The sequence below is a fragment of the Pseudoalteromonas sp. NCCP-2140 genome, from assembly GCF_023708065.1.
Taxonomy (GTDB): domain Bacteria; phylum Pseudomonadota; class Gammaproteobacteria; order Enterobacterales; family Alteromonadaceae; genus Pseudoalteromonas.
Genome location: NZ_BRCZ01000004.1, coordinates 92,735 through 118,700 on the forward strand (window position 1 = coordinate 92,735; position 25,966 = coordinate 118,700).

Sequence of the window (25,966 nt, forward strand, 5' to 3'; positions counted from 1 at the left end):
AGCTACAAGGGGAGGCTATGCTGGTTTTAGTATTTGGCTAAACCACGCGGAGCGTTGTTGTTTAAAAAGGCCAAGTAGGCCTTTTATCACTTGGGCAGAAGTGAGCCAAATTAGATCAACCTTAGAAGCGTGTGCGAATACCTAGTGTAATACGACGCTCAAAGATATTTTGAGTGATCACATTATCTGACCACTGTGCGTAAATATCTTCTTTTTCTTCGGTTAAATTACTGACAGATGTATAAATACTGGTATCTTCAGCTAACTCATAGCCAGCATAGAGATCGTAGTACAAGGTGCTTTTAGTCCAAAATGGCATCACACCTTCACCCATAGCTGAACTTAAGCTATCTAAACGATCACTACGATAGTTTGCTGCTAAACGAAGTTGTAATGGGCCTTTTTCGTACCACAGAACAGCATTTGCTGATTTTTCTGAGTTGTCTTGGATTGGTAAGCTTTTGCCATATACATCAACGTTAGCGCTATCACTTGGTGCGTAAGTAAAGTTAAGTGATGTACCTAAACCATCAAATGGTGCTGGTAAGAAATCAAATGCTTGTTGATACGTTAATTCGAAGCCTTTAATTTCACCACCTTCACCATTAATTTCAGTAGTAACAGGTACTTCACGACGAATCACCCCATCAATATCAGGTAAGCCCATCATCACAGTGCCATTTTCAACAAAAGACTCAATATCCATTAAGAATGCTGAGAGACTTAATAAACCACTTTCATTAAAATACCATTCAGCTGATAAGTTATAGTTTGTAGCGCGCCAAGGCTCTAGGTCAGGGTTACCATTTTGGCGACCCTGAACCGCAACTAATAAATCAGGACTCACACCAAGTTCAGCGGCAAGAACATCACCAGCACGAGTACGGCCCACACTTATACCCCCAGCAAGTTTACCAATGTCCAGCGTTGTCATTGTTTTGCCGTAACCAGCACGTAAAATAAAATCTTCAGTCAGATTTAAATTAAAGTTCATTGATGGTAAAAAATCTGAGTAATCACGATTTAACCATTTTTCACCTGTTTTCTCGCTAGCAGTACATAGTGAGCACGGACGTGCTGAGCCTAGCTGGTTTTGTAACATGTCGAGTTCAGTTTTGATGTATTGTGCACCAAGATTCGCGGTGTAGCTCATATCACCAAGTTCACCCGTAAAATTGAACTTAAAGTATGCTGATTGTGTTTGCTCTTTTACTTGGTAGGTACGTGATGGATTCGCTAAACGTTTATTACCAGGGTAAATGGCATTTTGAAAAGCCATAGGGTCATCCATTACATTTGGATCAATCAAGTAAAAGCCTTGATTAGAGCCTCCTGGGCCAAAGTCACTTACTTGGTGTACCCAACCATCCGGTAAATCACTAAAGAAGTTAGTATTGCCAATAGTTAAGTCACCACCGGCTACACTATTTTCACCATCACCATTGGTATCGCCTAATGAGGCACCTGAGTCTTTCCACATAACGTCAGCGCTTAAGTCGCCAGTTGTAAATGGGGCAACTAGAATATAAGTTTCTCGCTCAACATCACGTTTTGATGCTCGAATACCAAAATCAACGTTTGTGAGGTGCTCTGTTGAAAATTCATAGCGACCGTCGATGCGCGCTACATCGAGTGTTGCTTCTTCTTCAAAGTTATTTTCTGAATATGTAGATACTAGGTTATATTGATTGATGTCGCTGCCGAAGCCTTCTTCAAATCCAAGCGTGATGTACTCACCGCCACGAGAAAAATCAACTGCAACCGAATCAGGACCCACACCGTTAGGGTTTACTGGTGTTGCACCTGTGCCATCATTTCTAAGCAAACCATGTTGTGCACCAGAGGTTAAATAACCGTGAGCAACGTTCTCTGTGTGACCTCGTTCAGCACTGCCGTGAATATAGCGAAACTCACCAGAAAGAGGGCCATCACCTTGATATTCGAATAACATGCTGACATTAGTTGATTCGCGATCATTCGTTAAGCTCTCTGAGTAAGCACTTACACGGCGAGCCAAAAAAGTAGCATCATTTACAGTATAAATTTGACCACCTTGATCATTGTCTAAGCGTGGAATGAAGCTATCTGAATATGCCCAAATATCGCCGCGAGCATTATCGATCATCATGCCTTGTTTTCTGTCTGCATCATCCATGTTGGTGTAGAAAATATCACCGGTAAACGTCACAGCGTCTGAAATTTGATATTGAACCGTAGTGTTTAAACCTAAACGTTCACGTTCAGTTTCACGGTGCATCACACCATAAAAGCGCTGACTATAGAAGCTATCATTTAAATCACCATCACCGTTAAAGTCGCGAGTTGTTTCATTTTGAATTTCGCTTGATGTCAAAATTGTACCGTTTCGGTAGTTCGCAAGCGTACCTTCATCGTAAGCAGCAGTAAAAATAATCCCAAAGTCATCGTTGTTATAACCTGCAAAAGCAACCAATTTGGGATCTGTTTCTTCTGATAAACTTCCGCGTGTAGCTTCTCCTGTGAATGAGAAAGTAGTCCCTTGCTCTAAATCGAATGGTCGGCGTGTTTTTAGATCTAAAGTGCCCGATATACCGCCTGCTAGCGTATCTGCTTGAGGTGATTTAAGTACATCAATACCTGAGAGTAGCGCTGCGGGCACGTCTGTGAAGTCAGGTTGTAAAGTGGTAATTGAACCCGCACTTAAAAACTGTTCGCCGTTTAACAGCGTTGTCACTTGCGGCATACCGCGAACATTGATTGTTGAACCTTCCCCCGCCGAGCGACGAATTTGAATACCTGGAATACGTTGTAAAGTATCTGCGATAGTTACATCGGGTAATTTACCAATGTCTTCAGCGGTGATTGAATCCATTACACCAGTACTAAAACGTTTGTTATTTATATCTTGCTTATTACTGGCTGCAATACCACGAACTTCAATGGTTTCGATTTCTTCATTTGTTAAAGAGTTTTGATCTGCTGCAATCGCATTAAAGCTGGTATAACCGCAAATAACAGCAGCAACGGCATTAGCCGTGATACTGCGACTCAGTTTATTTTGGCGACGGGTTTGAGATTTCATTTTTAACGTTCCTCATCCTGTTTATTTTAGGGTAATTATTATTTTCTGTTAATTTGTAACACGTATTGACTGTGCCTGTGTTATTAATTAACATTAGATTTAACAAAATTGCAATAACAATTACATTAAAAGCGTTATATTTTTTGTTTGATTTTTAAACTACGGCCATTAACTGGTTGATTTGTAAGCAGGCTTTTAAAATGAAAAAATTTAGTGTCGCAAACCTAGAAACAGTAAATAGAGCTAATAAAGGACTAGGTAATTACCAAAAGCTATGTTCATCAGGTTGGAATGTCGCTAAGCAAGATGTCAGTTTGCCTTGTTTATGCCTGTATGAATCACGCTTAATAAATAATATTCAGTGGATGGCTGAGTATACAAAAAGAAGCCATGTTCTTTTTGCACCGCATGGTAAAACAACGATGACTCCTGCAATTTTTAAAAAGCAACTAGCGGCAGGGGCTTACGCAATAACGGTCGCAACAGTTGCCCAATCACATGCCGCTGTAAAGAGTGGAGCAAAACGAGTGCTAATGGCAAATCAATTAGTGGGTCGTGCTAATTGCCAGCAATTAGATGAGTTACTTGTTGCTAACAACATAACCTTTTATTGCTTGGTTGATAACCTAGATAATATACGCATGCTCGGCGAGTACTTTGCTAACACTAAGCATACGATTCATGTGCTGATTGAGCTTGGTGTACCGGGAGGGCGCTGTGGCGTTGTTGATAGTAAAGAACTGGCATTATTGGTTGCTGAAATAGCTAATTATCAATCACTTGCATTGGCTGGTATCGAAGTTTATGAGGGAGTGCTATCGCAAACAGAAGCGGTAAGTCAGTTCCTCGAATATGCAGTCGCAACGTGTAAGCAATTAATTGCTGATAACGCATTTGACACACAACAAGTGATGATTACTGCGGGAGGGTCAGCTTACTACGACTTAGTGTGTGAGGCATTTCATCCAGAAAAACTGACTCAAAACATGGTCGCTGTGCTTCGTCCTGGCTGTTATGTCACTCATGATCAAGGCATTTACGAACAAGCACAGCAGCAAATTTTAGCGCGAAATGAATTGGCATGCTCTTTAGAAACTGAGCTTACTTCATGCTTAGAAATTTGGGCGTATGTGCAATCAATACCTGAACCCGGTCGCGTGATTATTGGTTTTGGTAAGCGAGATGCTGCATTTGATGCGGGATTTCCAATTCCTTCACTACAGGTCGATCAAAACGGGCACCTAAGTAAAGCAGATCCCGCTTGGAAGATAGAGAAAATGATGGATCAGCACGCAATGATGAAAGTACCACTCGATTGTACACTTCGAGTTGGCGATATTGTCGCGTTTGCTACTTCACATCCGTGCTTAACATTTGATAAGTGGCGCTACATCAATGTGATTGATGATAGCTACAACGTAGTTGATGTGGTCGAAACTTATTTTTAGGAGATAGACGATTGGATATAGTTTCAAGAATAAAAGAGCGCTTAGGGCATTTGCGCCAATCAGAACAAGCCGTCGCTCAATTGATTTTGGCAGATCTGCAATTTGCAGCTTCCGCAAGTATTAGTGATTTAGCAGATAAAGCGAATGTTAGCCATGCTTCAATTACCCGCTTAGCAAAAGCACTTGGTTGTAGCAATGTACGTGATATGAAGTTACAACTAGCGCAATCTTTAGCTGTAGGCGAGCGTTTTATAAATGAAAATGCTACGCAGCGAGAAGATATCCCCGCTATTTACAAAGCAATTCACGATATTTTAGATATCAACGCAGGGCTAATTAAGCAAGCCGATGTTGAGCAAGCTGCCCAATATATTGCTAGTAGCCGCCATAGCTTAATATTTGGTGTTGGTGGGGGGAGTTCCATCGTTGCACAGGAATGCCATAATCGACTGTTTCGATTAGATATTTTAAGTAATGCCTACAGTGATCCTGTGATGATGCGTATGACGGCGGCAAGTGTTGATGTGAGCGACGTCGTTGTGATGCTATCTCTGACTGGTTGTGCTCGTGACTTGATTGATACTGCGCGTATTGCAAAAGAGTATGGCGCTAAGGTTATCTCAATCTGCCCGCAAAGTGAGTTAGCAGACTTAGCCACGATTCATTTGCCAATCAAAACTAACGAATCTGATTACATTTTTACGCCAAGCACCGCGCGATATGCAATGTTAGCGGCAGTTGATGTGTTAGCAAGTGAAGTCGCTATTTTGACGCAAAAGAAATCTCGCGAAAAATTACGCCGCATTAAGCATGAACTTGATCAATATCGCCAAGGACCGGACCGCGCACCGATAGGAGATTAACTATGCAGTACACTGTCTCACAACCTGTTGATACATTAATTCAAGGCGCTAAAGTATTTGATGGCCTTGGCAATGAAGCGCTTACTTGTGATGTAGCTATAAACGGTGATCGTATTGTTGCCATTGGCGAATTAACGTCATTATTAGCAAAAGAAGTTATTGATGCTAAAGGCCTATGCCTTGCTCCAGGGTTTATTGATGTTCACACGCACGATGACCTTGAAGTACTGCGCAATCCAAATATGGCTGCAAAAATTAGTCAAGGTGTCACTACCGTAATCACAGGAAATTGTGGGATCAGTGCCGCCCCTGCAATAGTTAAAGGATGCGCTCCTGACCCGATGAACCTACTCGGCGCAGCCAGTGAGTTTAAATTTGCCAATATGGCTGATTACATAACAGCAATTCAAAGCGCTCCTTCGAATGTCAATGTAGCCGCTTTAGTTGGTCACACAACACTTCGTAATAATGTAATGGATGATTTATTGCGTACGGCGACTGAAAGCGAAGTTACCCAAATGTGTCAGCAGCTTGAAAGTGCATTAAATGCTGGTGCACTGGGTCTAAGTACCGGGCTTGCCTATAAAAATGCGAATTTTGCCACAACTGATGAAGTTCAAGCGTTTGGGCCAGTGCTAAAAGCACATAATGCGTTGTACACAACGCATTTGCGCACCGAATTTGATGAAGTGCTGGACGCTATGGATGAAGCATTTGCGATGGAAAAGCTGTTTGATATTAAGGTGATCATTTCTCACCTCAAGTGCGCTGGTAAAAATAACTGGGGACGCGCGCCTGAGTTAATCGAACGATTTTCAGTTCAGGGAGCGCATTCTCGTTGTAGTTGTGATGCTTATCCTTATGCAGCTAGTTCAAGTACATTAGATTTAAAACAAGTGACTAGTGATTTTGAAATTTTTATCACGTGGTCACAACCGCATCCAGAAATGGCTGAGCGCTCACTACAAGAGATTGCTGATGTTTGGCAGTTATCATTAATTGATACCGCTAAAAAGCTGCAACCAGCGGGCGCTGTGTACCATGGTCTGAACGAAAAAGACGTAGCAATGATACTCGCTTTTGATAAAACCATGATTGGTTCAGATGGCCTCCCTTGTGACCCTCACCCACATCCACGTTTATGGGGATCTTTCCCTCGTGTGTTAGGCAAATACGCTCGCGAAGACGGTATTTTTTCACTTGCGACAGCGATCCATAAAATGACAGGGTTAAGCGCGAGTAATTATGGTTTAACCGATCGTGGTGAAATTGGCTTAGGCAAGTTTGCTGATCTGGTTCTTTTTGACAGCGATGCCATTTGCGATAACGCCACATTTATTAATTCTGAATTGCCGGCTTCAGGCGTCCATCGTGTATGGACCAACGGGCAGGCAACATTTCTTAATGACCAAGTTGTGCCTGCACACTCGGGCAAATTTTTAACATCAGTTGGAGAATAACATGATCAGACGTATTGGTATTGAAGGTGGTACAGGCACCGGTGGACAGCATTTACCTTTTGCTCGAGCGATAGAAGCAGGTGGTTGGTTAATGGTTTCGGGGCAGACACCAATGAAAGATGGTGAAGTTGTTGAAGGTGGGATAATTGAGCAGTCGCGTTTAGCGATTCAAAACTGCATCGATATTATGGATGAGGCTGGTTATGGTCTTGAGCATGTGGCGCATGTAAAAGTGATCTTGACCGACTCTCGCTATTTTCAGTCGTTTAATAAGGTATTTAAAGAATTTTTTGGCGAACATCCGCCGGCACGTATTTGCGCAGTCGCAGATTTGGTTGTTGACTGTAAAGTCGAAGTTGATGTGACTTGCTATAAAGCATCTTAAAAAATATTAAAGCGTTCAACAGCAAAAGCTGTTGAACGTAAAAAGCACGAAACGAAATTATAACTATAAGCACCAAGCCAAACAGCAAGTAATCATAATAATGAGGCTTAGGTGAAGCAGGATGTCGTATGAAGTGGCAATTATTAATGGCCTTTTTAGGTTATCTGATTTTTATGATCTGGTTTGGCTGGTGGGTTAGTCGTAACAGCAAAACGGGTGACGATTTTCTTTTAGGCGGACGAAACCTTCCTCTCTTTTTAACCTTAGGTACCACCGTTGCAACTATGGTAGGAACAGGCTCATCGATGGGGGCCGTAGGGTTTGCCTACAGCAATGGTTGGGCTGGCATGATATATGGGCTAGGAGGTGCGTGCGGCATTTTGTTGCTGGCTAAATTGTTTGCGCCGGTTAGAAAACACGAATTTATGACAATGAGCGAAGAAGTATCGTTTTATGTCGGTGCCAACCCACTTGTTAAAAATACGATTGCTATTTTCATTTTTGTAGCCAGTATCGGTTGGCTTGGCGCACATATATTGGGTGGTGGTATGTATTTGGCTTGGTTAACAGGTTTGTCGCCGCTCAGTGCTAAATTATTTATCGCACTTGGTTTTAGTATTTATGTTGTTATTGGTGGTTATGTAGCCGTTGTATGGACTGACTCTATTCAAGCGCTTGTGTTGTTTATTGGGTTTTTCTTGATGGCGGGTGTCGCGCTGTATCAAGCTGATGGTTTAATCGCCATAAACGAAGCACAACCTTTATTAAATCAAAGCTTTTTATCGTTAGATAAAATAGGTGTAGTGCATGGGGTTTCGTTATTTTTTGCCGTGTTGGTTGGTGTTCTAGTTGCGCCTTCATTTCGTCAACGTATTTATTCTGGCAAGCATGTGAAAAGTATCCGGCAGTCGTTTTATTTATCAGGCGGCTTATATCTGCTTTTTGCAATCGTGCCAGCGATTATTGGTATGGCTGCATACAAACTAAACCCATCACTTGAAAACAGCGCATTTTCTTTTCCTTACATGGCCTTTGAACTACTTCCATTTGGCTTAGCTGCGTTGGTTATTATTGCAGGGCTCTCAGCCACCATTTCGAGTGCCAGCTCAGATGCTATTGCAGCTGTTAGTGTGCTTATACGTGATATTTATATGCTGGTATTTAAACGGATGCCGCATGCAAGTGAAGTTATAATGCTTTCGCGAATTGGCCTGGTGCTAACTATTGGTACCGCGTTGTTATTAGCGTTACTTACCAATGATGTGATTGGTTACATCACCAATATGATTGCCACTTTGATGTCGGGATTATGTGTTTGTGTACTACTTGGGCATTTTTGGCCTCGCTTCAATTGGCAAGGAGCAATGACAGCCTTGTTCGTGTCATTCCTTGTATCAATGGCAGTCATTTTAACACCGAGTTGGCAAGCTTATTGGAGTAATCCAATTATTCCAGCGACAACTGCTTCAATGCTTCTATCGGTATTAGTAACGCTCATTACTCCAAAACAAACATGTGATAGTGAACAAGCATTAGCAATTTTAAATGCACAAAGAGAGGCGATGCATCATGATTAAAATCGCATTTTTTGGTGAAGCTATGCAGGAATTAAATGACGAGCACTTACTTCGCTTTGGTGGTGATGTTTATAACACTGCTGTGTACTTTAAACGCTTAGCATCACAGGCAGACGTGCACTTTGTAAGTGCTATCGGTATTGATGAAATAAGCCAAGCTGCCCAGACGCTTTGGCGACAGCAAGGGTTATCACTTTCGTTTGTGCAAACGTCAACGGATAAAACATTAGGCCGTTATGGAATTACAACTGACAGTCATGGTGAGCGAAAATTTTGTTATGCTAGAAGTGACAGCGCTGCCAAACAATTTTTCCAGTTAGATACGCAACATAACTTTATAGAATCGTTGAGATCTACTCACTTTAGTCATTGTTATTTATCAGCAATTAGTCTCGCTATTTTAGATGCAGCTAATCGGCAGTTATTACTCGATGCGTTAGATGACTTTAAGCGTGCAGGTGGCAAAGTGATTTTCGACAGCAACTACCGCTCGGTTCTTTGGCAATCTGAGCCAGCAACTCCGTTTTATTTAACTGCTTACAACCTTGCTGATTATTTATTTGTGACTGACGATGATCATCATGGCGTTTTTGGTCAATGTGATGAGAAAGGGATAGTCAGCTTTTATCAACAATTTTCTAATAAACTAGTGATTATTAAGCAAGGTGTTGCCGATACTTTCGTGCTCAATAACAAGGAAATACAATGTTTTACTGTACCAAAGGCTGAGCATGTGGTGGATACCACCTCCGCTGGTGATGCCTTTAGTGCGGGTTTTTTAGCTGCATATTTATACTCGCATGATACACAACAGGCTATAAGTACCGCACAACAATTAGCGCTACAGGTTATCGCTCAAAAAGGAGCGATAGTGCCTACAACAATCCAAATAGCGAATGAGGGTTAAGTAATGACTTATTTTTTACGTTTATTGATGTGTGTTTTATGCGTGACAGGTACTGCCATCGCTAAACCGCCCTTGTTGATGCCTATGCCTGTAAGTGTGACTAATCTTGATGGTCAACTGCAACTGACATCGAGCCATCTATCTGTTTACCTTGATGAAAAGTACAGAAACTCAAGTAAGTTACTATTTGAAAATGCGGCGTTTTTACAAAATTTTTCATCAGTTACTTGGCAAGATAAGCGCAGTGCTCAGTTAAAAATAGAGGTGGCTGATTGGCTGGATGATATCCCTAGATTAGATGTCGATGAAAGCTATCAATTGATTATTAGCACTGAAGCCATAACACTTAAAAGCCAAACACAATTTGGCATGTTGCGTGGTTTTGCAACGCTCAATCAATTGCTATTTTCAGCAAACACAACTTATCAACTTAATGCAATGACAATCAACGATGCACCCACTTATCCATGGCGAGGGTTACTATTTGATAGTGTAAGGCATTTTTTACCTATTAGTGATGTTAAACGGACGTTGCGAGGGCTAGCATCGGCAAAGATGAACGTATTTCATTGGCATTTAACCGATGATCAAGGCTGGCGTGTTGCCCTTAAAAGCTACCCGAAATTACACCAAGTTGCATCCGACGGACTTTTTTATACCGCAGAAGAAATCAAAGATGTCGTAGCTTATGCCGCAAGTTTAGGGATCCGAGTTGTACCTGAGTTTGATGTGCCTGGACATGCGAGTAGCATCGTGCTTGCTTACCCTGAGCTTGGTAGCGGGACAAAACTTGATGGTATAGAGCGTCGCTGGGGGGTATTCAGGCCTTTATTAGATCCAAGTAACCCTAACGTGTATCGGTTTGTTGAAGATGTTGTTAAAGAATTGACGGAGTTATTTCCTGATCATTATTTACATATTGGTGGTGATGAAATAGATGACAGAGATTGGCAAGAAAATACTCAAATACAATTGTTTATGGCCAAGCATAAACTCTCTGATACCCATGCCTTACATGCTTATTTCAATCAGCGCGTTGCAAATATATTAGCTAAATATAATCGCAAGATGATAGGTTGGGACGAGGTGCTTCACCCCAACTTACCCAAACAAACCTTAGTGCAATCTTGGCGTGGCCATCATTCTCTCGCGGCTATTCAAGAAGCGGGGTTCGATGGTTTATTATCGAGTGGTTTTTATATTGATCAACCACAATGGACCAGTTATCACTATCGTAACCACCCAGAACCAATAATATCAAAAACGCTTTCAGCTAAAGAGGTGATCAACCACTCAACGTTTACTTTGACGCGCTTAAAAGGAAGTTCCGTTAACGGAAAAGTGACGGTATTTAGAGATACTCAATCTTTGTTAGCAGCTTTGGTATCCATAGAAGGAAAAGGGCGTTTCATTACTGACCAAGTTTTGCAAACAGAGTATGGTTTTGAGTTATTGATAGACACGTGGATGGGGCCTACTAAGCTTTTTGTCGGAAAAACTACAAGTAATCAAGCTGCATTTGTTGGTAATACTCCATACGAGATGAAAAGCAAGTCAGAAAACAAACCAAGCTTAAGGGCACTTAATAATGCTCTTCACGAAGAACAAGGTAAAGATAAAGGCGGCAGGGTGTTGGGCGGTGAAGCAACGTTATGGGCTGAACTTTTAACGACTGAAAGTCTAGATACGCGTTTATGGCCTCGTTTATATGCTATTGCAGAGCGATTTTGGTCGCCAAAAACGCAAGTAGATGAGCGAGATATGTACCGTCGCTTAGTGGTGATGGATAAGTTTGCTTTGCTACATGGCGGTAAACATAAGCAACAACTTAATGAGCGGTTAAATACATTGTTAGACGACAATGTAACTCAAGATGAAATTGCTAAATTATTAAAATTTAGTGAATTTTTAGAGCCTGCACATTATTACACCTTGCATCACCTAGCTTATTTACGTGATGAGTATCACCATGGAGCTCCCCTAGATAAACTAGTAGATGTGCTGCCAGTTGAAAGCTTAATGCTGCGTGAGTTTGATTATAGTGTAGATGACTATATGCAGACATGTTCTAAATCTCTTGAGACTTCATTGCAATTTCAAGTTGATGAATGGCGTGATTTTATTAAGCATAACATGCACTTAATTGAACGAGTTGCAGAGTGGAAAAACCCCTATCTACAAATTAAAAACGCGCTACAGTCAAAAGAGTCACAGCCCATTATTAATAATAATGGCACGATAGCTCAGTTAGTGGCTTCATTAAATCAATATCACAAAGTGTCTTCGCTTTGCAAAAATAGTGGTTAATGAGTAAATCAAAAGAGCGTTAGTTTCGGGTTTTATTCTGAGCTAATGCTCTATCTGTAGGAATAAACGGTACTTTTTTGATGTGAATCTTTTTCTTACTGGGCTAAACTTTAGCTAAGTACCTTAATAACTGGTGTTTCAATGTGGTTTAGTAAAAGTAAAGGTCAACTCATTGATGCTTTGCAGCATGATGTTGATAGAAGTCAGCAATATTTAGCTGGGATCAGAGAAAATATTGCTTATATCGAATTTACACCAGATGGAACTGTTCTCGAAGCTAATGATTTGTTTTGTAAAACAATGAAAGTGCAAGCTGGCGATATTATTGGTCAGCATCATCGTAAGTTTTGTGCGCCTGAATATAGCAGCTCAAAAGAGTATCAAACGTTTTGGCAAGATATCGCTAAAGGCCAAGCAAAATCAGGGGTTTTCTCGCGCATAAATGGTGCCGGCGAAAATATTTGGCTGCGTGCAACCTATTTTCCGGTACGCGGTGATGATGGTAAGGTGCGCTGTGCAATTAAGTTCGCTTCAGAGATTACTAAAGAAGTCGAAAAACTTGATGAAATGTCGGCAATCTATGATGCCGTTAATAAAAGCACTGCGATGATCCGCTTTACGCCGGATGGTCATATTATTTCAGCGAATGATAATTTCTTAAATGTTGTAGGTTACAGTCTTGCTGAAATCCAAGGTCAGCATCATAAACTGTTTTGTTATGATGACTTTTATCAAAAGAACCCTAACTTTTGGCAAGAGCTGGCGAACGGGCGCATTTTTTCTGGGCAATTTTCTCGTAAAAAACGTGATGGCAGCCCGCTTTATTTAGAGGCAACCTATAACCCTATTTTTAATAAACAGGGTAAAGTGACGCAGATAATTAAGTTTGCATCTGATGTCACCGCTAGAGTTAACAGCACCGAAGAAGTTAAACATGCAGCTGAAAATGCCGGCCACACGTCTGAAGAAACCTCGCAAGTCGTGACCAATGGTCAGCAACGAATTTTAAGTAGTGTTGCGTCATCAAAAAAAGTGAGCGAGCAGGTTCATCAAACTCGTGAACTGTCAGATGTGTTAGCGCAGCAGTCATCACAAATAGGTGAAATTGTAACAACCATTAATAGCATCGCAGAGCAAACAAACTTACTCGCCTTAAATGCAGCGATAGAAGCTGCCAGAGCCGGGGAGCATGGTCGCGGTTTTGCTGTGGTTGCCGATGAGGTTAGAAATTTATCGCAACGTACTTCTGTGTCGACCAGCGAAATATCAGGCTTAATTGGTAAGACGCAAGAAATCGCAGCAAAAATGACGGCTCTTATCGAAGAAATTGAAGCTCTGTCTGGTGAGTCTCAGCAAAATGTTGAAGAAGTCAGCATGATCATGGAAGACATTAAAACCGGTGCAGATAAAGTGGTAGATCAGATCTCCGAAGTGATAATTCGTTACGATACACTTTAAAGTAAAAGCCCGCAGTGCGGGCTTTTAATGGGGTATTGATTCCAATATTATTCAGAAACAGTGAAAGACACGTCTAAGTCTTCACCCGATGTTACTGTAATTGGTTTTACTTGATAAAGCGTAAATGCTTCGTCTTGCGTTTCAACGTCATCGATATGTGCTGCACAGGTATAAGCAAGTTGATAATCACCAGGTTGAATGAACGCAAGTTCAAATTCGTATTGGTTATCTTCGCTATCGAAAACAACATCCGCCGTTGCAAGAGGTGCATCTAATGGTGTTTCGTCTTCGTTAACTTCATAGTTGTCCATTGGCATTTCAACATCGCTGCTATATAAGTAAACAGCATGACCGAATGAACCATCTTCCAATGCGATATCGATATTATCTGTTTCACAGTTAGCGATAAGTACGTCGCTTACAGTGCCTTCGATATCTTCAGATTCAGCAAGGTTTTCTAAGCGAACACCACGTGGTTTTAAGAAGATCTCATCACTATTTTGTGGATCAACTAGTGACTTTTTAAGGTCAAATTCAATAACAAAGTCGTTACCAGCTTGGTTTAGGGTAAAGCCATCAAGTTGAATTTCACCGATACCATCGTTGCCTTTACGTTTAACAACCAGTGGTGCAATGCTGTCATCTTCGTAAACAACATGCGAAGTCATGGTTAAATCGTTTGTGTCACCATTGATGACATCTGCACGGATCCATTGATATTCACCCGCAGCTACTTCTTCATCTTCTAATAAAGAAAATACATCATCACCTGTGTAGTCTAATAAATTAACCATTTCAGGCATGGTTTCATCATCATCTTCACGGGTCTTAAAAGTGAACTCTTCACCACCTTGGGTTTTCAATGTGATTGAATCAAACACAACATTAACAGCTTTTAAACCTGTTACAGGTGCATCAGACACACCTAACGTGAACTGTGCAGTTTGCGGCTGAGGATCAACTGAGTCGTTCTTGTCGTCATCGGAGCCACAACCAACAAGTGCAAATAAAACAGCGCTGCTAAGTAATGTAGTTTTAAAGTTCATCGTTTCTTCCCTTTGTGTTCTAAAAATTTACTAATAGTGTAATAACTAAAACTTAATGTAACTTGAATTGCTAGTAGTAAGTTTCGAACAACACTTTTGTACCTTTTATGTAACAAGTTGAAAGCCGAAAAAACTACTAATAAAAAATTAGACTGCTTTTATGTAAATCCATTTTTCTTCCACATTTTGCTGACACCATGACAAAAAATAAGAACCTAGGAACGAAAATGAAGGTTATTGACTTAGAAAAGCGCTTTGAGCTTATGAGCTGGGCAGTATTAAGTGCAATTAATGTGCTCTTACTGATGGGCTTTATGAGTAGTAAATCGGAAGTAAGTAATTTACTTTTTAGTTTTTTACTGTGCACAGTTACCTCACTAATTGCGCTGTTGGTATTTAATTCAAAGCGTAATTTAACGGTGTGCCGTCATGGTGTGCATTACCGTAATTTATTTGGACAATGCCGTCATATGCATGCAAGACAAGTGCAGTTTATTCACCATTACTCATTTTTTGGTTTACGGTTAGTACTTATTATGGGCGAAAAGTATATTTGTATTGCACCGTTTTACAGTCTCAGCGATAAGCAACAACAGCGTCTTAAGCGCTACGATAATGACTTGTTCGATTGGTTAAAGAACTTACAAAAAACCAATGATTTTTGTTAAGCAGGCCGCAATGCCTGCTTAACCATTGATCAGCTATTAGGTTTTATAACGGCTTACATTTTGTTCTAACTGCGTTGCCGTGTCTGTTAGTTCATGCATGTATGACGTTGCTACATCGGTATCATTAGCGGTTTTGTTAGCAATATCGACAATGGTCGTCATGTTTTGATTAATCGCTTCAGACACTGATGTTTGCTCTTCAGCGGCGGTGGCAATTTGTGCATTTTGTGATGTGATGGTATTAACCGAAAGCAGTACTTCATTAAGCGCTTTTTCGACTTCGCCCGCCTCATTAACACTGGTTGCACTGCCTGATTTAATTGACTGCATAATGCTATTTACAGTTGTTGTTCCTTGCTGAACTTGCTCAATCATTGCCTCTATTTCATGAGTACTATCTTGCGTGCGTTTTGCAAGAGTTCGCACTTCATCAGCCACCACTGCAAAGCCACGACCTGCTTCACCTGCTCGGGCAGATTCAATAGCTGCGTTCAGTGCCAGTAGATTTGTTTGCTCGGCAATATTTCTGATCACATCAAGCACACTGCCAATTTGACTCGATTGTTGATTAAGCTGATCCACCGCATTAGCCCCTTCATCAACTTGTTTGGCAAGGCCATTAATCACTTTTATGGCAATGAGCAATTGATTGTTAGCTTGCTTAACTAAATGATCGGCATGTTCAGCAGCGGTTGAGGCCTCTTGGGCGCTGCGGGCAACTTCCATTGACGCCGCCGACATTTCGTTTATTGCGGTTGCAACTTGCTCACTTTCTTCATGTTGACGATTAATACCAGAATGCATATTGGCAAGTAGCTCGTTGAGTTTGTGTGACGCTTGATTCATCGATTGCGATGATTGGCGAATATCAATAACCATCTTACCAACGTCATCGGCAAAGCGGTTAAACGAACTGCCAAGCTTGCCCAGTTCATCGTCTCGTTTCACCATTAAACGTTGGGTTAAATCGCCATCACCTTGTGATATATCGTTCATTGCTAGTACGGTTGTGTGCAAAGGGCTAGTAATACTGCGCGATACTACCACTGCAATCGCTGCGGTAATTGCAACTGCGAATATTGAAGCGATAACTGTGTTTATAAAGGCATTATCGATACCTTCATTAACCCGTTGTTCTGTTACTGCAACTTGTTGCTCAAGGCCACTGATCCAAAAGCCGGTTCCGAGCACCCAGTTCCATTTTGGGACCAAAGCGGCATAACCGAGTTTAGGGTTTACACTGCCATTGGTATTTTTCCAAGAATACTGCACATAACCACCGCCTTTCTTCGCAGCATCAATCAGCTCTCGTATCAGATAAACCCCATTAGGATCTTTAAAATCATATAGGTTTTTACCCTCAAGTGAGGCGTTAACGCCATGGGCAATATTGACACCTTTTACATCATAAACAAATACATAGCCTGTATCGCCAGCATCATCAAATCGCAAATTACGCAATATGCTTTTTGCTTGGTTTTGCAGCTGTTCAGTATTAGAGCCATCATCTTGTGCGATGAGATGAGCAATCGAACTCATGGCAATTTTTTGATAGTTACTGACTTCGGCCTTTCGGTCGTTTTCCATTTGTGTAGCAAAACTTTCAACGGTTTGCGCACCACTGTGTTTTGACTGCACATAATTGTAGAGTGTCAGCATTATTGCAATGAGTAGGGGGGGAAGTAGGGCTAGAAAAAGTACCCGTTGCTGTATTGATAGCGCCATTTATCGCTCCTAATAAAAATCCGCAGTACTAGTTTAGTACTTTTATAGATTTTTATTAGTCGACTTTATGATTATATCAATTGGCTATAAAAGCAGATCTAGGCGACCTGCTTATAAAAATACACCGTTGCGTCAAATTCACCGGATGAACTTTTCGCAAAACCAGGAATAGTGCCAGCTTCAATATAATCGAGTTTGCGATACAAATATGAAGCAGAGTCACCTTGACGGGTATCAAGTACCAATAATTGAATACCTAAGATACGGGCGTCGGTTTCTAGGCTATTCATCAATTGTTTTGCAATTCCTTTGCCTTGATATTCGCTGTGTACCATGAGCTTTTCTACCTCGCCGCGGTGAGTGCCATTGGCTTTGGCGCACAAAGAAAGCTGCACTGAGCCAATCACCGTATCACCATTAAGGGCCAGATAAAGCCTACGGTAAGGCGTTGCTAAATCGCCATCGACCCCTTGCCAGTAGTCATGTGCTGACTGTAATGATAGCGGGGCAATAAAGCCAATTGATGCGCCACTGGCAACGCTATCAATCAGTAAACTATTGAGTGATTTAGACACCCCTTTAATAGAGTGTACAGCTTTAATTTTCATTATTTATTCTTGTTGAAATGGATACACAGAGCCTAAATTAAGTAAGTTGGTTAACTCATCAAGTGCTTGATAGCTTTCGGTTAAAAGCATTGGATCGGCAAAATCGTCACTACTTAGAGAGTCACGGTAATGCTTATTCGCCCAATTCACTAATTGGTTATATTTTTCTTCGCTGAATCGTACACCCGGATTGACCGCTGCGAGTTCGTCAGTGTTGAGCGCTACACGCAAGCGTAAACAAGCAGGGCCACCGCCATTTTGCATGCTTTGGCGCAAGTCAAAAAAGCGCACTTGCTGAACTGGGTTATCTGCCAAAATCATTTCTTGAATGTAATCGTGAACAGCTTGATTACGCTGACATTCTTTAGGTGCAACCAGCATCATGCTGTCATCACTTAAGGTAATTAATTGGCTATTAAATAAATAGCTGCCTACAGCATCTGTAATGCTCACTTTATTGGTTGGCACTTCAATAATATGTAGCGGCTTGTTGCCTAGGTAAGCTTGTTTAATCTGTTTTAGCGTATCAGCTTGATGCAAAAAAGCTTGTTCGTGGCATAAAAGTACATTGCCATTGGCCACAGCGATTACATCGTTATGAAAGACACCTTGGTCTATCACATCAGGATTTTGTTGAATAAATAACTTATTTTCTGGCTTTAGTTGATGTAATCGAGCAATTGCTTGCGAAGCTTCAAGAGATTGTCTTGCAGGAAATTTAACGGGTTTTGGTAAGGCGCTATTAAAGCTACTTGCCCCATAAACAAAGATCTCAAGCCCTGCATCTGCATGGCTGTCGCATAATCGATTATGATTTGCGGCACCTTCATCACCAAAAAAGCCTTGATCAGGTAAGTGTGTATGATGGCTAAAGTAACGCTCATCGTTAAACATGGCTTTTAATAAAGCCGTAGTTGTAACGGGTTCTAACGAGCGGTGAAATTTGTTATTTAAGTTAGCAGCCGTAAAGTGCACTTTGCCATCAAGCGTATCGACTGAAGGCGAGATAGTGCCAGCATTGGCTGTCCACATGGCCGATGCACTGTAACAAGCTCGCAGTAAAATAGGGTCGGCTTTAAATGCTTTTTCAATAATCTGGCTATCGCTGCCTGTAAAACCTAAACGCTTTAGCACATTAATGTCGGGGCGAGCATGGGGTGCAAAAATACCTTGTTCTAGGCCTAATTCGTGCATCGCCTTCATTTTTTCAAGGCCTTGTAGCACGGCCTCTTTGGGGTTTGAATGCGAAGAGGCGTGACTTAGTGAAGCGACATTGCCATACGATAATCCCGCGTAATTGTGAGTAGGCCCCACTAAGCCATCAAAGTTTACTTCTACTGCGTGCATACTTAATCCATCATTATTGTGCGTGTATTTTAACCATACAGAAGTTATTTAGCTGAAGCTAGCTAACTCCATTTCTACATTACGTAGACTTTGTTGAAGGCGCTTCTGAGTGGCAATTAAATACGCTTTTTGTTTGTTCTGTTTAACTTGTTGCTGTCGTGCGGCTTTGTATAACACACGCTTAGGAATGTCGTACTGCTCAGACGCTTCGGTGATTGTCAGTTGGTGAACCGAAATTTTTTTAAGCGCTTCAATAAATGTGGGGTCATTATTTAACATAGCGACGCTCCAAATCAGCAACATTATGCGGATCGTTTGCTTCATGCATATGCCATGTGCTGATGTCTAATCGCCAAAGTAGATAAAGAGTGTGAAAGAAGTTAGTCACGTTAGTCTCCTTGTTAGTGCCAGTTCATACTCACTATTGGAAGATCTGTGCCAAACCTTTATTAAATTTAAATGCATTAAAAATCAATTGGTTAATGTTAGGCGGTAAGGGCGTCCCTAAAAACAGGCACTAAAATAGTGAAAGGTAAGTACAGTAATGCACTTTAATGATGCGTGTTTGTATTATTGAACGAGGAAGTACGCGATGTGAAATCGCTGCTACAAGCTCGCACCTCGTATCTTTACTCTCGTAACTTTAATCTCGCTAACTTTCCCCTTGCAACTCGTACCTCGTTACTCAAACCCTTCCAACACAAGCTTTCCGCGAGCTTTGTGAGATTCTAAAATCCCATGGGCTTTAACAAGGTTTGCTACGTTTATCTTACCTAAATGCTCACCCAATGTTGTTTTGATTGTGCCGTTATCAACTAAGCTAGCAAGCTCTGAAAGAAGCTGATGCTGGGCAATCATATCCTCGGTTTGGAACATTGAGCGGGTATACATAAACTCCCAATGCAACGAAATACTCTTACGCTTTAACTTTAAAATATCAAAGCTTGCAGGGTCGTCGATCAGTGCTAATTTACCTTGTGGCTTGATCACTTCCATAATGCTATCTAGATGTTGGTCGGTGTGCGTTAAGCTCACTACGTAATCAAATTCACTCAGGTCGGCCGCAAGACGTTGCTCGTTAAGGTTTTTGCTATGATCAAGCACATGATCAACACCTAAATCTTTAAGCCAGTTGGCGCTTTCTTCTCGTGCGGCGGTACCAACAACTGTTAAATTGGTAAGCTGCTTGGCAAGTTGCACTAAAATTGAGCCTACACCACCGGCTGCACCTATCACTAATACAGAGGCTGGTTTATTGTTTTGAGACTTTTCAATCTGTAAGCGGTCAAACAATAACTCCCATGCGGTGATACTGGTTAATGGCAGGGCGGCTGCTTCACTATTACTAAGGCTTGTTGGTGCAAGACCGACAATGCGTTCATCAACAAGTTGCAGCTCAGCATTACTGCCTTGGCGCGTTAAGTCGCCAGCATAAAACACACGGTCACCGACATTAAATAACGAAACCTTGTCGCCAACAGCTTTAACCGTCCCCACAGCATCCCAGCCAATAACTTTGTAGCCAGTGTCTGGTGACACATTAGCGCGAATTTTAGTATCAACGGGGTTTACTGAAATTGCTTCTACGGCTACAAGAATGTCGTGACCTGTCGCAACGGGATCAGGTAATTCAATCGCTTGTAATGATGAGTCCGATAACGTTGGGGTTGCTGTAGTGTATCCAAATGCTTTCATGATGGTGTCCGTATTGATGAGTTTTGAACACTATAGCGCATCTAGTTTTATTAAAAAGCAGTGTAATCCAAATTCACTTTCAAAAATTTTTTGTTAATTAAGATCACTATTTACTAAATCGAGTAACTCGATCAGTTGCAGTGCTTGTTGTTCGTTAATGCTTGGGAAGCGACAACGAATTTGCGACGGTATATCGGCAGCTTGATCTTGCATTGCCTTGCCTTTGGCTTCGAGCTGCACGAGTCGTTTGCGTTTATCTTGGCTATCTTTAGTGATCGACAACAATGCTTTGTCGCTCATTTTTTTCAAAATTTGCGTCATTGCACCGCCATCAATGGCGGTTTTTTCAAGTAATTCAGCAATGCTGATCTGATCTTTTTCCCACAGCGCCATCATCACTACGTATTGCGGGTAGGTTAAATCTAATTGATTAAGGGAATCTCTATACGCACGGGCAATCCCATTCGATGCCATATATAAGCGATGGCATAGCTGGTTATCTAATTTTAGTTGTGGGTATTTCATGCACGATCCTCAAAATTCAATACGAGTATTTTAATTTGCATACAAAGTATTTGCAATCCCGAAAAAGCTGATCTAATATATTTTGCATGCAAAATATATTTTCACTCAATTAGGAGAGTAAACATGAAAGAATTACAAAGCGTGGCATACACAGCAAAAGCAACAGCAACAGGTGGCCGTGAAGGCACAGCAAAATCAGATGATGGTCGTTTAGATGTGGCACTATCAACTCCTAAAGGGTTAGGTGGTGATGATGGTCAAGGTACAAACCCTGAGCAGTTATTTGCTGCAGGATACGCGGCTTGTTTTATCGGTGCATTAAAGTTAGTGGCTGGCCAAGCAAAAGTTAAATTACCAGCTGATACTCATATTAACTCTGAAGTATCTATTGGTCCTATTGAAGGTGGTTTTGGTATTGCTGTTAAGCTTGCGGTATCGGTAGGTGATCTGGATAAAGACACCGCTCTTGCTCTGGTTAATAAAGCGCACGAAGTATGCCCATACTCAAACGCAACGCGCGGTAACATTGCTGTTGAATTATCAGTGATCTAATTGCTATTTATCAAAATAGGCCGTGCTTTATGCACGGCTTTTTTGTTTTTCAGCAATCGATTTTGCTAAATCACCTGAACCAGTAAGCGCTGATACTTGGCCTTCGCGTGGTTCACTAAATTGTATTGGCTTTATCTTGCTTGCTCGGGCTGCATCGAATACCGGCACTTGGCTCATTGCATATTCCGACAATGCGGTAATGGTTAATGATGGGTTTACCCCTAAATTACCCGGTATGATTGAGCCGTCAATAACTCGTAGGTTTTGATAGCCGAACACTTCTCCAGAGCTATCAACTACGCCGTTAGAGGCATCAGTTCCCATGGCGACTCCACTCATTATATGCGCCGTCATTGGGGCACCAAAGAGCACTTCAGATAAGGCTGAGCCCGGCACGCCACCGAGTTTTTCGGCGTAGAGTTTGGTTGCTTCTTCTGCTTTTGGAAAACTAACGCTAAGCGGCGTGTCATTGTCTTTTTGCACCGCAGTAATGCCGTTTTTAAATAAGCGATACCATTTACGTCGCCATTCTAGGTGAATAAACGCCTCGGATTTTTGCATCACCAAAAATAGAATTGAGCTGCGGGCTTTTCCTTTTGGTCGCAAGACTTTGGCTGTTTTTATTGGATGGCGCAGTGTATTAACTAAAAACTTAGCAATACGCTTGAGGCCTTTTCCAGTCACCATAGGAACGTAAGGTAAATATAGCCATGTGCCATCGGCGCCTTCTCTAAACCGGCAAATTTCAATATTGGTGTCTTTGTCGACCGAAATAAATGAGCTGATCGCAACACCATCATCAACTTTTTTAGTAGTGTTGTTCGCGGTGGTGAGGGTTTCTGAATTAGTACGAATTTGCTGGCCTAGCCAAGCTGAAATATTGGGCAATGTTTTGTCTTTATCGCGCATTTTTAAAAGCAAAGGCACGGTGCCCATGACCCCTGCGCTAAGCACAACGCCACGTGTTGTTAGCGTATAAATATGGCTATTGCGATGACTGGTATCTTTAATCTTAATTTTGTATCCGGCGCTGCCATCTGCATTGAGCGGGGTGATTTTGATTACTTCAGAGCTGGGTCTTATCTCTACGCCATTGCGTTCGGCAAAGTACAGATAGTTTTTCATTAAGGTGTTTTTGGCATTATGGCGACAACCAATCATGCAGCTACCACAGTAATGGCAGGTATTTCGCCTCGGACCATCGCCATTAAAGTATGGATCGGGTAGCTCTTTGTTATAGGCTTCGCCGGGTTTTGCAAAAAGCACCCCAGTGTTCACGGTTTTGAATGAGTCACCTTGACCCATCTGCTCAGCAATGTCTTTTAGCGTGTGATCGGCAACATTGGTATAGGTATTTTTGGCACTACCTAACATGCGTTGTGCAAGGCCATAGTAGGGCATTAGACTTTCTTTCCAGTCTGATTTTATTCGTGTCCACGCTGGAGATTGAAATACTTCATCATCAGGAATAAGGTGCACATTGGCATAAATTTGTGAGCCACCGCCAACACCCACACCATGCAGCACAGTGACTTTGCTGGTAAACGAAAATTGAATGCAGCCTTTTAGGCCAATTTCTGGCTGCCACATATAATTTTTGATATCTAGGTTGGTTTTTGGAAATTCTTTATCGTCGCGGCGTAGGCCTTTTTCGAGTACTAAAACTCGGTTGCCTTTTTCGCTTAGGCGAAGCGCACTCACAGAGCCGCCAAATCCAGAGCCTATAATAATTTGGTCAAAATCAAATGTGTGTTGCTGCATTATTATCACCTGTTGGTGTTTATTGTTATGAATTTAATTTACTCAAAAAGGCTAAAAGCTTATCGGCAAACCTGCCGTAAGGCGGCATTAAAAATTTCACGCTTGAAAACTTGGCTTGATAAAACACCGGACGTAATTTTGAAAAGGTTAAAAAGCCTTCATAGCCATGGTAATGCCCCATACCACTGGCACCTACGCCACCAAAAGGCAAGTCGTGCTGACCGACATGAAACAGGGCATCGTTAACGCTTACACCACCCGACATCACCTGCTCAATATAAAAGTTAACAAGCTGTTTGTTGTAGCTAAACGGGTAAAACGCTAAAGGTCTATCTCGCTCTGCAATATAATCAACGACTTGCTGCGAGTCTTGATAGGTTTTTACCATTAAAATAGGTCCAAATGTCTCGCGGGTATCAATGCTCATACTGTCATTGCTGTTTAAAATTAATGTCAGTGGCAGTTTTCGCGTGTTGGCATCTGCAACTTGGTCGCTAAGCGTAATAACGTCAGCGCCGAGTTGTTTGGCTTCTTCAATACAGTTTGTAAGGCGTTTAAATGCGCGGTCATCAATAATGGCTGTGTAATCTTGGCTATGGATATCTGGCACATGTTTCTTCGCCCAGCGAGTTGCTGTATCGATAAATAGTGCAAGTTGAGTCTGATGCACAAATACATAATCAACATTGGTACAAATTTGCCCGGCGTTCATTTGCTTTACATACATGATGCGCTCTACAGCTTTTTGCATCGGGTAATCAGTAGCAATCACAGCAGGAGATTTACCTCCTAACTCAAGGGTTACAGGCGTTAGGTTTTGCGCCGCTGCAGCCATCACTTTTTTGCCGGTTTCACCTGAGCCTGTGAACATTAGATGATCAAAGGGAAGCTTTGAAAAGGCGATGCCTACTTCACCAGTCTCACAGTAAAATTGCAGCTTTTCGGGCTTAAAATAATTGCCCACTAGCTCACCTAAAAGCGCACTTAAATGCCGAGAGTTTTCAGACATTTTAACCATCGCCTTATTACCTGCTGCAAATGCTGCGGCTAATTGACTAAAGGCTAAATTTATCGGGAAATTCCACGGCACAATTAACCCTACAACACCAAGCGGCTGGGGAATAACTCGGTTCTTTGCCCCTAAATACATACGGTGATCAACATGTCGCTTTTGCACTTTCATCCACTTTTTAAGGTGCTTTAACGTGCTATTGATATCTGCACAGGCATTAATGATTTCGGCAAGTAAGGTTTCATGGCGAGAGCGATTACCATAGTCTTGATTAATGGCCTCGATAATACGTGCTTGGTTCTCAGTAATCATGGCTTTTAACGCAAGTAAGTGTTCACGTCTTTGCTGGTAGTTTTCAATACCTGCTGCTTTGGCATGGCTGCGCTGCGCGACTAAGTCGGCCATTAAAATGCTATCGATGCTTACTGGTTTAGTGGCAATGTTCATCTGTATGTTCTGTTTGTCAGAGTTTGTTCTAGCATAAATAAATCACTTGCAGTTGATTTGACTTTTTAGGACACTGAAATGACTCTTTAGGACAAAAGGCACACTGCGTGGAAAGTTTAATTCGCTCTTCTAGTTTAGCTGGGTTTGAGAATTTAGTGAGGCAATATGGCGTAAATCCAATTACTTTGTTGGAGAAAGCAGGTATTTTACCCGCACAATTACGCGACCCAGACAGCTTTGTTGTTTACGCTCATTACCTTGAGTTACTTGAACTTGCTGCCAAAGCGTGTGACGAGCCATGTTTTGGCTTAAAGCTTGGCGCATCACAAAGTATGAGCACGGTAGGCTTGATTGGTGCTTACATGTCGCGCCAACCTACGATTCTTGATGCCCTTAATATTGCCCAAAAATACATATACCTGCATGCCGAAGGCATTGTGCTAAACCTTGCTCTGCTTGGGCAAACAAGTTGTGAGGTACGTTTTGTCCGACTGTCTGACGAAAAACACGAGTTTGAGCAAAAGTCTCAGTTGGCAGTGTGTTTGGTCAATAAAATATTAAAAGAATTAGTTGGCCCGAAATGGCGGGCCGATAAAGTGTGCTTACGGCAATTTGTCGCAATGAAACAGCGGCCCTTATTTAATAAAGTACTTAATTGTGAGGTTGAGTTTAACAGTGACGTAGATGCGATTTACTTTTCAAGCGCATTTTTATCCTATAAACCCCAGCTAAATGATGCCATTTTAGATACCCTAATAGCCGACCAACTTGAGCTACAACGCCTTAATAAACTCCCCGATGAAATGCTGCAAATAGAAAGTGCGATGAAAATGTTGCTAGCAACCGGTGAGTGTAATAAAGAAAATACCGCGAAAAGTGTAGGGCTACACCCCAAAAAGCTGCAACGCATATTAACCGAGCATAACACCAGTTATCGGCAATTATTGGACGAAGTTAGAAAGTCAGAGGCAATGCGGCTATTACAACAAAAGCACATCAATATGACCGATTTAGCACTGCGTTTAGGCTATTCAGAGCTGTCGATTTTTAGTCGTCGCTTTAAGTTATGGTTTGGTATGTCACCCACCGAATGGCAGCGTAACTTGCGCTAACT

General features: G+C 41.7%; 21 protein-coding genes. 11 read left to right on the forward strand and 10 right to left on the reverse strand.

From position 1 onward, the window contains the following. Window positions 1-121: 121 nt before the first annotated feature. Window positions 122-3,061 (reverse strand): TonB-dependent receptor, encoded by a 2,940-nt coding sequence (locus NFU46_RS09665; RefSeq protein ID WP_251601430.1) that lies wholly within the window; start codon window positions 3,059-3,061, stop codon window positions 122-124. 200 nt (window positions 3,062-3,261) lie between these two features. Here NFU46_RS09665 and NFU46_RS09670 point away from each other — a divergent pair, with 200 nt between their 5' ends. The 8 genes from NFU46_RS09670 to NFU46_RS20465 all read left to right on the forward strand — a co-directional run bounded on the left by NFU46_RS09670 (window position 3,262) and on the right by NFU46_RS20465 (window position 13,466). Further along, window positions 3,262-4,509: an amino acid deaminase gene (locus NFU46_RS09670; protein ID WP_251601432.1), complete on the forward strand. Its 1,248-nt coding sequence runs from the start codon at window positions 3,262-3,264 to the stop codon at window positions 4,507-4,509. Between the two features lie 11 nt (window positions 4,510-4,520). Beyond that, window positions 4,521-5,372, forward strand: a complete 852-nt coding sequence (locus tag NFU46_RS09675) for a MurR/RpiR family transcriptional regulator (RefSeq protein ID WP_251601434.1) — start codon at window positions 4,521-4,523, stop codon at window positions 5,370-5,372. Between the two features lie 2 nt (window positions 5,373-5,374). Beyond that, window positions 5,375-6,832 (forward strand): amidohydrolase family protein, encoded by a 1,458-nt coding sequence (locus NFU46_RS09680; RefSeq protein WP_251601436.1) that lies wholly within the window; start codon window positions 5,375-5,377, stop codon window positions 6,830-6,832. 1 nt (window position 6,833) lies between these two features. Continuing rightward, window positions 6,834-7,217 carry a RidA family protein gene (locus NFU46_RS09685; RefSeq protein ID WP_251601438.1) on the forward strand — a complete coding sequence of 128 codons (384 nt, stop codon included), beginning with the start codon at window positions 6,834-6,836 and terminating at the stop codon, window positions 7,215-7,217. Window positions 7,218-7,345: 128 nt separating this feature from the next. After that, the gene (locus NFU46_RS09690; protein ID WP_251601440.1) at window positions 7,346-8,794 is read left to right on the forward strand and encodes a sodium:solute symporter family protein; all 1,449 of its coding nucleotides are present in this window, start codon (window positions 7,346-7,348) and stop codon (window positions 8,792-8,794) included. After that, a complete protein-coding gene (locus tag NFU46_RS09695) occupies window positions 8,787-9,701 on the forward strand; it encodes a sugar kinase (protein ID WP_251601442.1) in 915 nt (304 codons plus the stop codon). Before NFU46_RS09690 ends, NFU46_RS09695 begins: the two co-directional genes overlap by 8 nt. Before the next feature lie 3 nt (window positions 9,702-9,704). Next, the gene (locus tag NFU46_RS09700; protein ID WP_251601444.1) at window positions 9,705-12,008 is read left to right on the forward strand and encodes a family 20 glycosylhydrolase; all 2,304 of its coding nucleotides are present in this window, start codon (window positions 9,705-9,707) and stop codon (window positions 12,006-12,008) included. A gap of 141 nt (window positions 12,009-12,149) precedes the next feature. Next, complete coding sequence (locus NFU46_RS20465; RefSeq protein WP_285835537.1) at window positions 12,150-13,466, forward strand: PAS domain-containing methyl-accepting chemotaxis protein; 1,317 nt, start codon at window positions 12,150-12,152, stop codon at window positions 13,464-13,466. 47 nt (window positions 13,467-13,513) lie between these two features. Here the strand turns inward: NFU46_RS20465 and NFU46_RS09715 are convergent, their stop codons facing one another. Continuing rightward, window positions 13,514-14,512 carry a DUF4382 domain-containing protein gene (locus tag NFU46_RS09715; RefSeq protein WP_251601446.1) on the reverse strand — a complete coding sequence of 333 codons (999 nt, stop codon included), beginning with the start codon at window positions 14,510-14,512 and terminating at the stop codon, window positions 13,514-13,516. Window positions 14,513-14,739: 227 nt separating this feature from the next. On the opposite strand from NFU46_RS09715, the gene NFU46_RS09720 reads away from it, so the two are divergent. Further along, window positions 14,740-15,180, forward strand: coding sequence for a hypothetical protein (locus tag NFU46_RS09720; RefSeq protein WP_251601448.1), 441 nt, complete (start codon window positions 14,740-14,742; stop codon window positions 15,178-15,180). Between the two features lie 36 nt (window positions 15,181-15,216). Here NFU46_RS09720 and NFU46_RS09725 read toward each other — a convergent pair whose 3' ends face one another. From NFU46_RS09725 to NFU46_RS09750, 6 genes are all read right to left on the reverse strand, one after another. Next, window positions 15,217-16,905, reverse strand: coding sequence for a methyl-accepting chemotaxis protein (locus NFU46_RS09725; protein WP_251601450.1), 1,689 nt, complete (start codon window positions 16,903-16,905; stop codon window positions 15,217-15,219). Window positions 16,906-17,003: 98 nt separating this feature from the next. Beyond that, a complete protein-coding gene (locus NFU46_RS09730; RefSeq protein WP_251601452.1) occupies window positions 17,004-17,513 on the reverse strand; it encodes a GNAT family N-acetyltransferase in 510 nt (169 codons plus the stop codon). Window positions 17,514-17,516: 3 nt separating this feature from the next. Continuing rightward, window positions 17,517-18,860, reverse strand: a complete 1,344-nt coding sequence (gene astB / locus NFU46_RS09735; protein WP_251601454.1) for an N-succinylarginine dihydrolase — start codon at window positions 18,858-18,860, stop codon at window positions 17,517-17,519. Window positions 18,861-18,908: 48 nt separating this feature from the next. Further along, window positions 18,909-19,139, reverse strand: coding sequence for a helix-turn-helix domain-containing protein (locus NFU46_RS09740; protein WP_251601456.1), 231 nt, complete (start codon window positions 19,137-19,139; stop codon window positions 18,909-18,911). A 402-nt stretch (window positions 19,140-19,541) separates the two neighbouring features. Further along, complete coding sequence (locus NFU46_RS09745) at window positions 19,542-20,555, reverse strand: zinc-binding alcohol dehydrogenase family protein (protein WP_251601458.1); 1,014 nt, start codon at window positions 20,553-20,555, stop codon at window positions 19,542-19,544. A 93-nt stretch (window positions 20,556-20,648) separates the two neighbouring features. After that, window positions 20,649-21,080, reverse strand: coding sequence for a MarR family winged helix-turn-helix transcriptional regulator (locus tag NFU46_RS09750; protein ID WP_055197371.1), 432 nt, complete (start codon window positions 21,078-21,080; stop codon window positions 20,649-20,651). Window positions 21,081-21,203: 123 nt separating this feature from the next. On the opposite strand from NFU46_RS09750, the gene NFU46_RS09755 reads away from it, so the two are divergent. Continuing rightward, window positions 21,204-21,632, forward strand: coding sequence for an organic hydroperoxide resistance protein (locus NFU46_RS09755; RefSeq protein WP_054562552.1), 429 nt, complete (start codon window positions 21,204-21,206; stop codon window positions 21,630-21,632). A gap of 27 nt (window positions 21,633-21,659) precedes the next feature. On the opposite strand, the gene NFU46_RS09760 is transcribed toward NFU46_RS09755, so the two are convergent. Together NFU46_RS09760 and NFU46_RS09765 are read right to left on the reverse strand one after the other, a co-directional pair. Further along, a complete protein-coding gene (locus NFU46_RS09760) occupies window positions 21,660-23,393 on the reverse strand; it encodes a GMC family oxidoreductase (RefSeq protein WP_251601460.1) in 1,734 nt (577 codons plus the stop codon). A gap of 25 nt (window positions 23,394-23,418) precedes the next feature. Next, the gene (locus NFU46_RS09765) at window positions 23,419-24,852 is read right to left on the reverse strand and encodes a coniferyl aldehyde dehydrogenase (protein WP_251601462.1); all 1,434 of its coding nucleotides are present in this window, start codon (window positions 24,850-24,852) and stop codon (window positions 23,419-23,421) included. Window positions 24,853-24,959: 107 nt separating this feature from the next. On the opposite strand from NFU46_RS09765, the gene NFU46_RS09770 reads away from it, so the two are divergent. After that, a complete protein-coding gene (locus NFU46_RS09770) occupies window positions 24,960-25,964 on the forward strand; it encodes an AraC family transcriptional regulator (RefSeq protein WP_251601464.1) in 1,005 nt (334 codons plus the stop codon). Window positions 25,965-25,966: the final 2 nt, after the last annotated feature.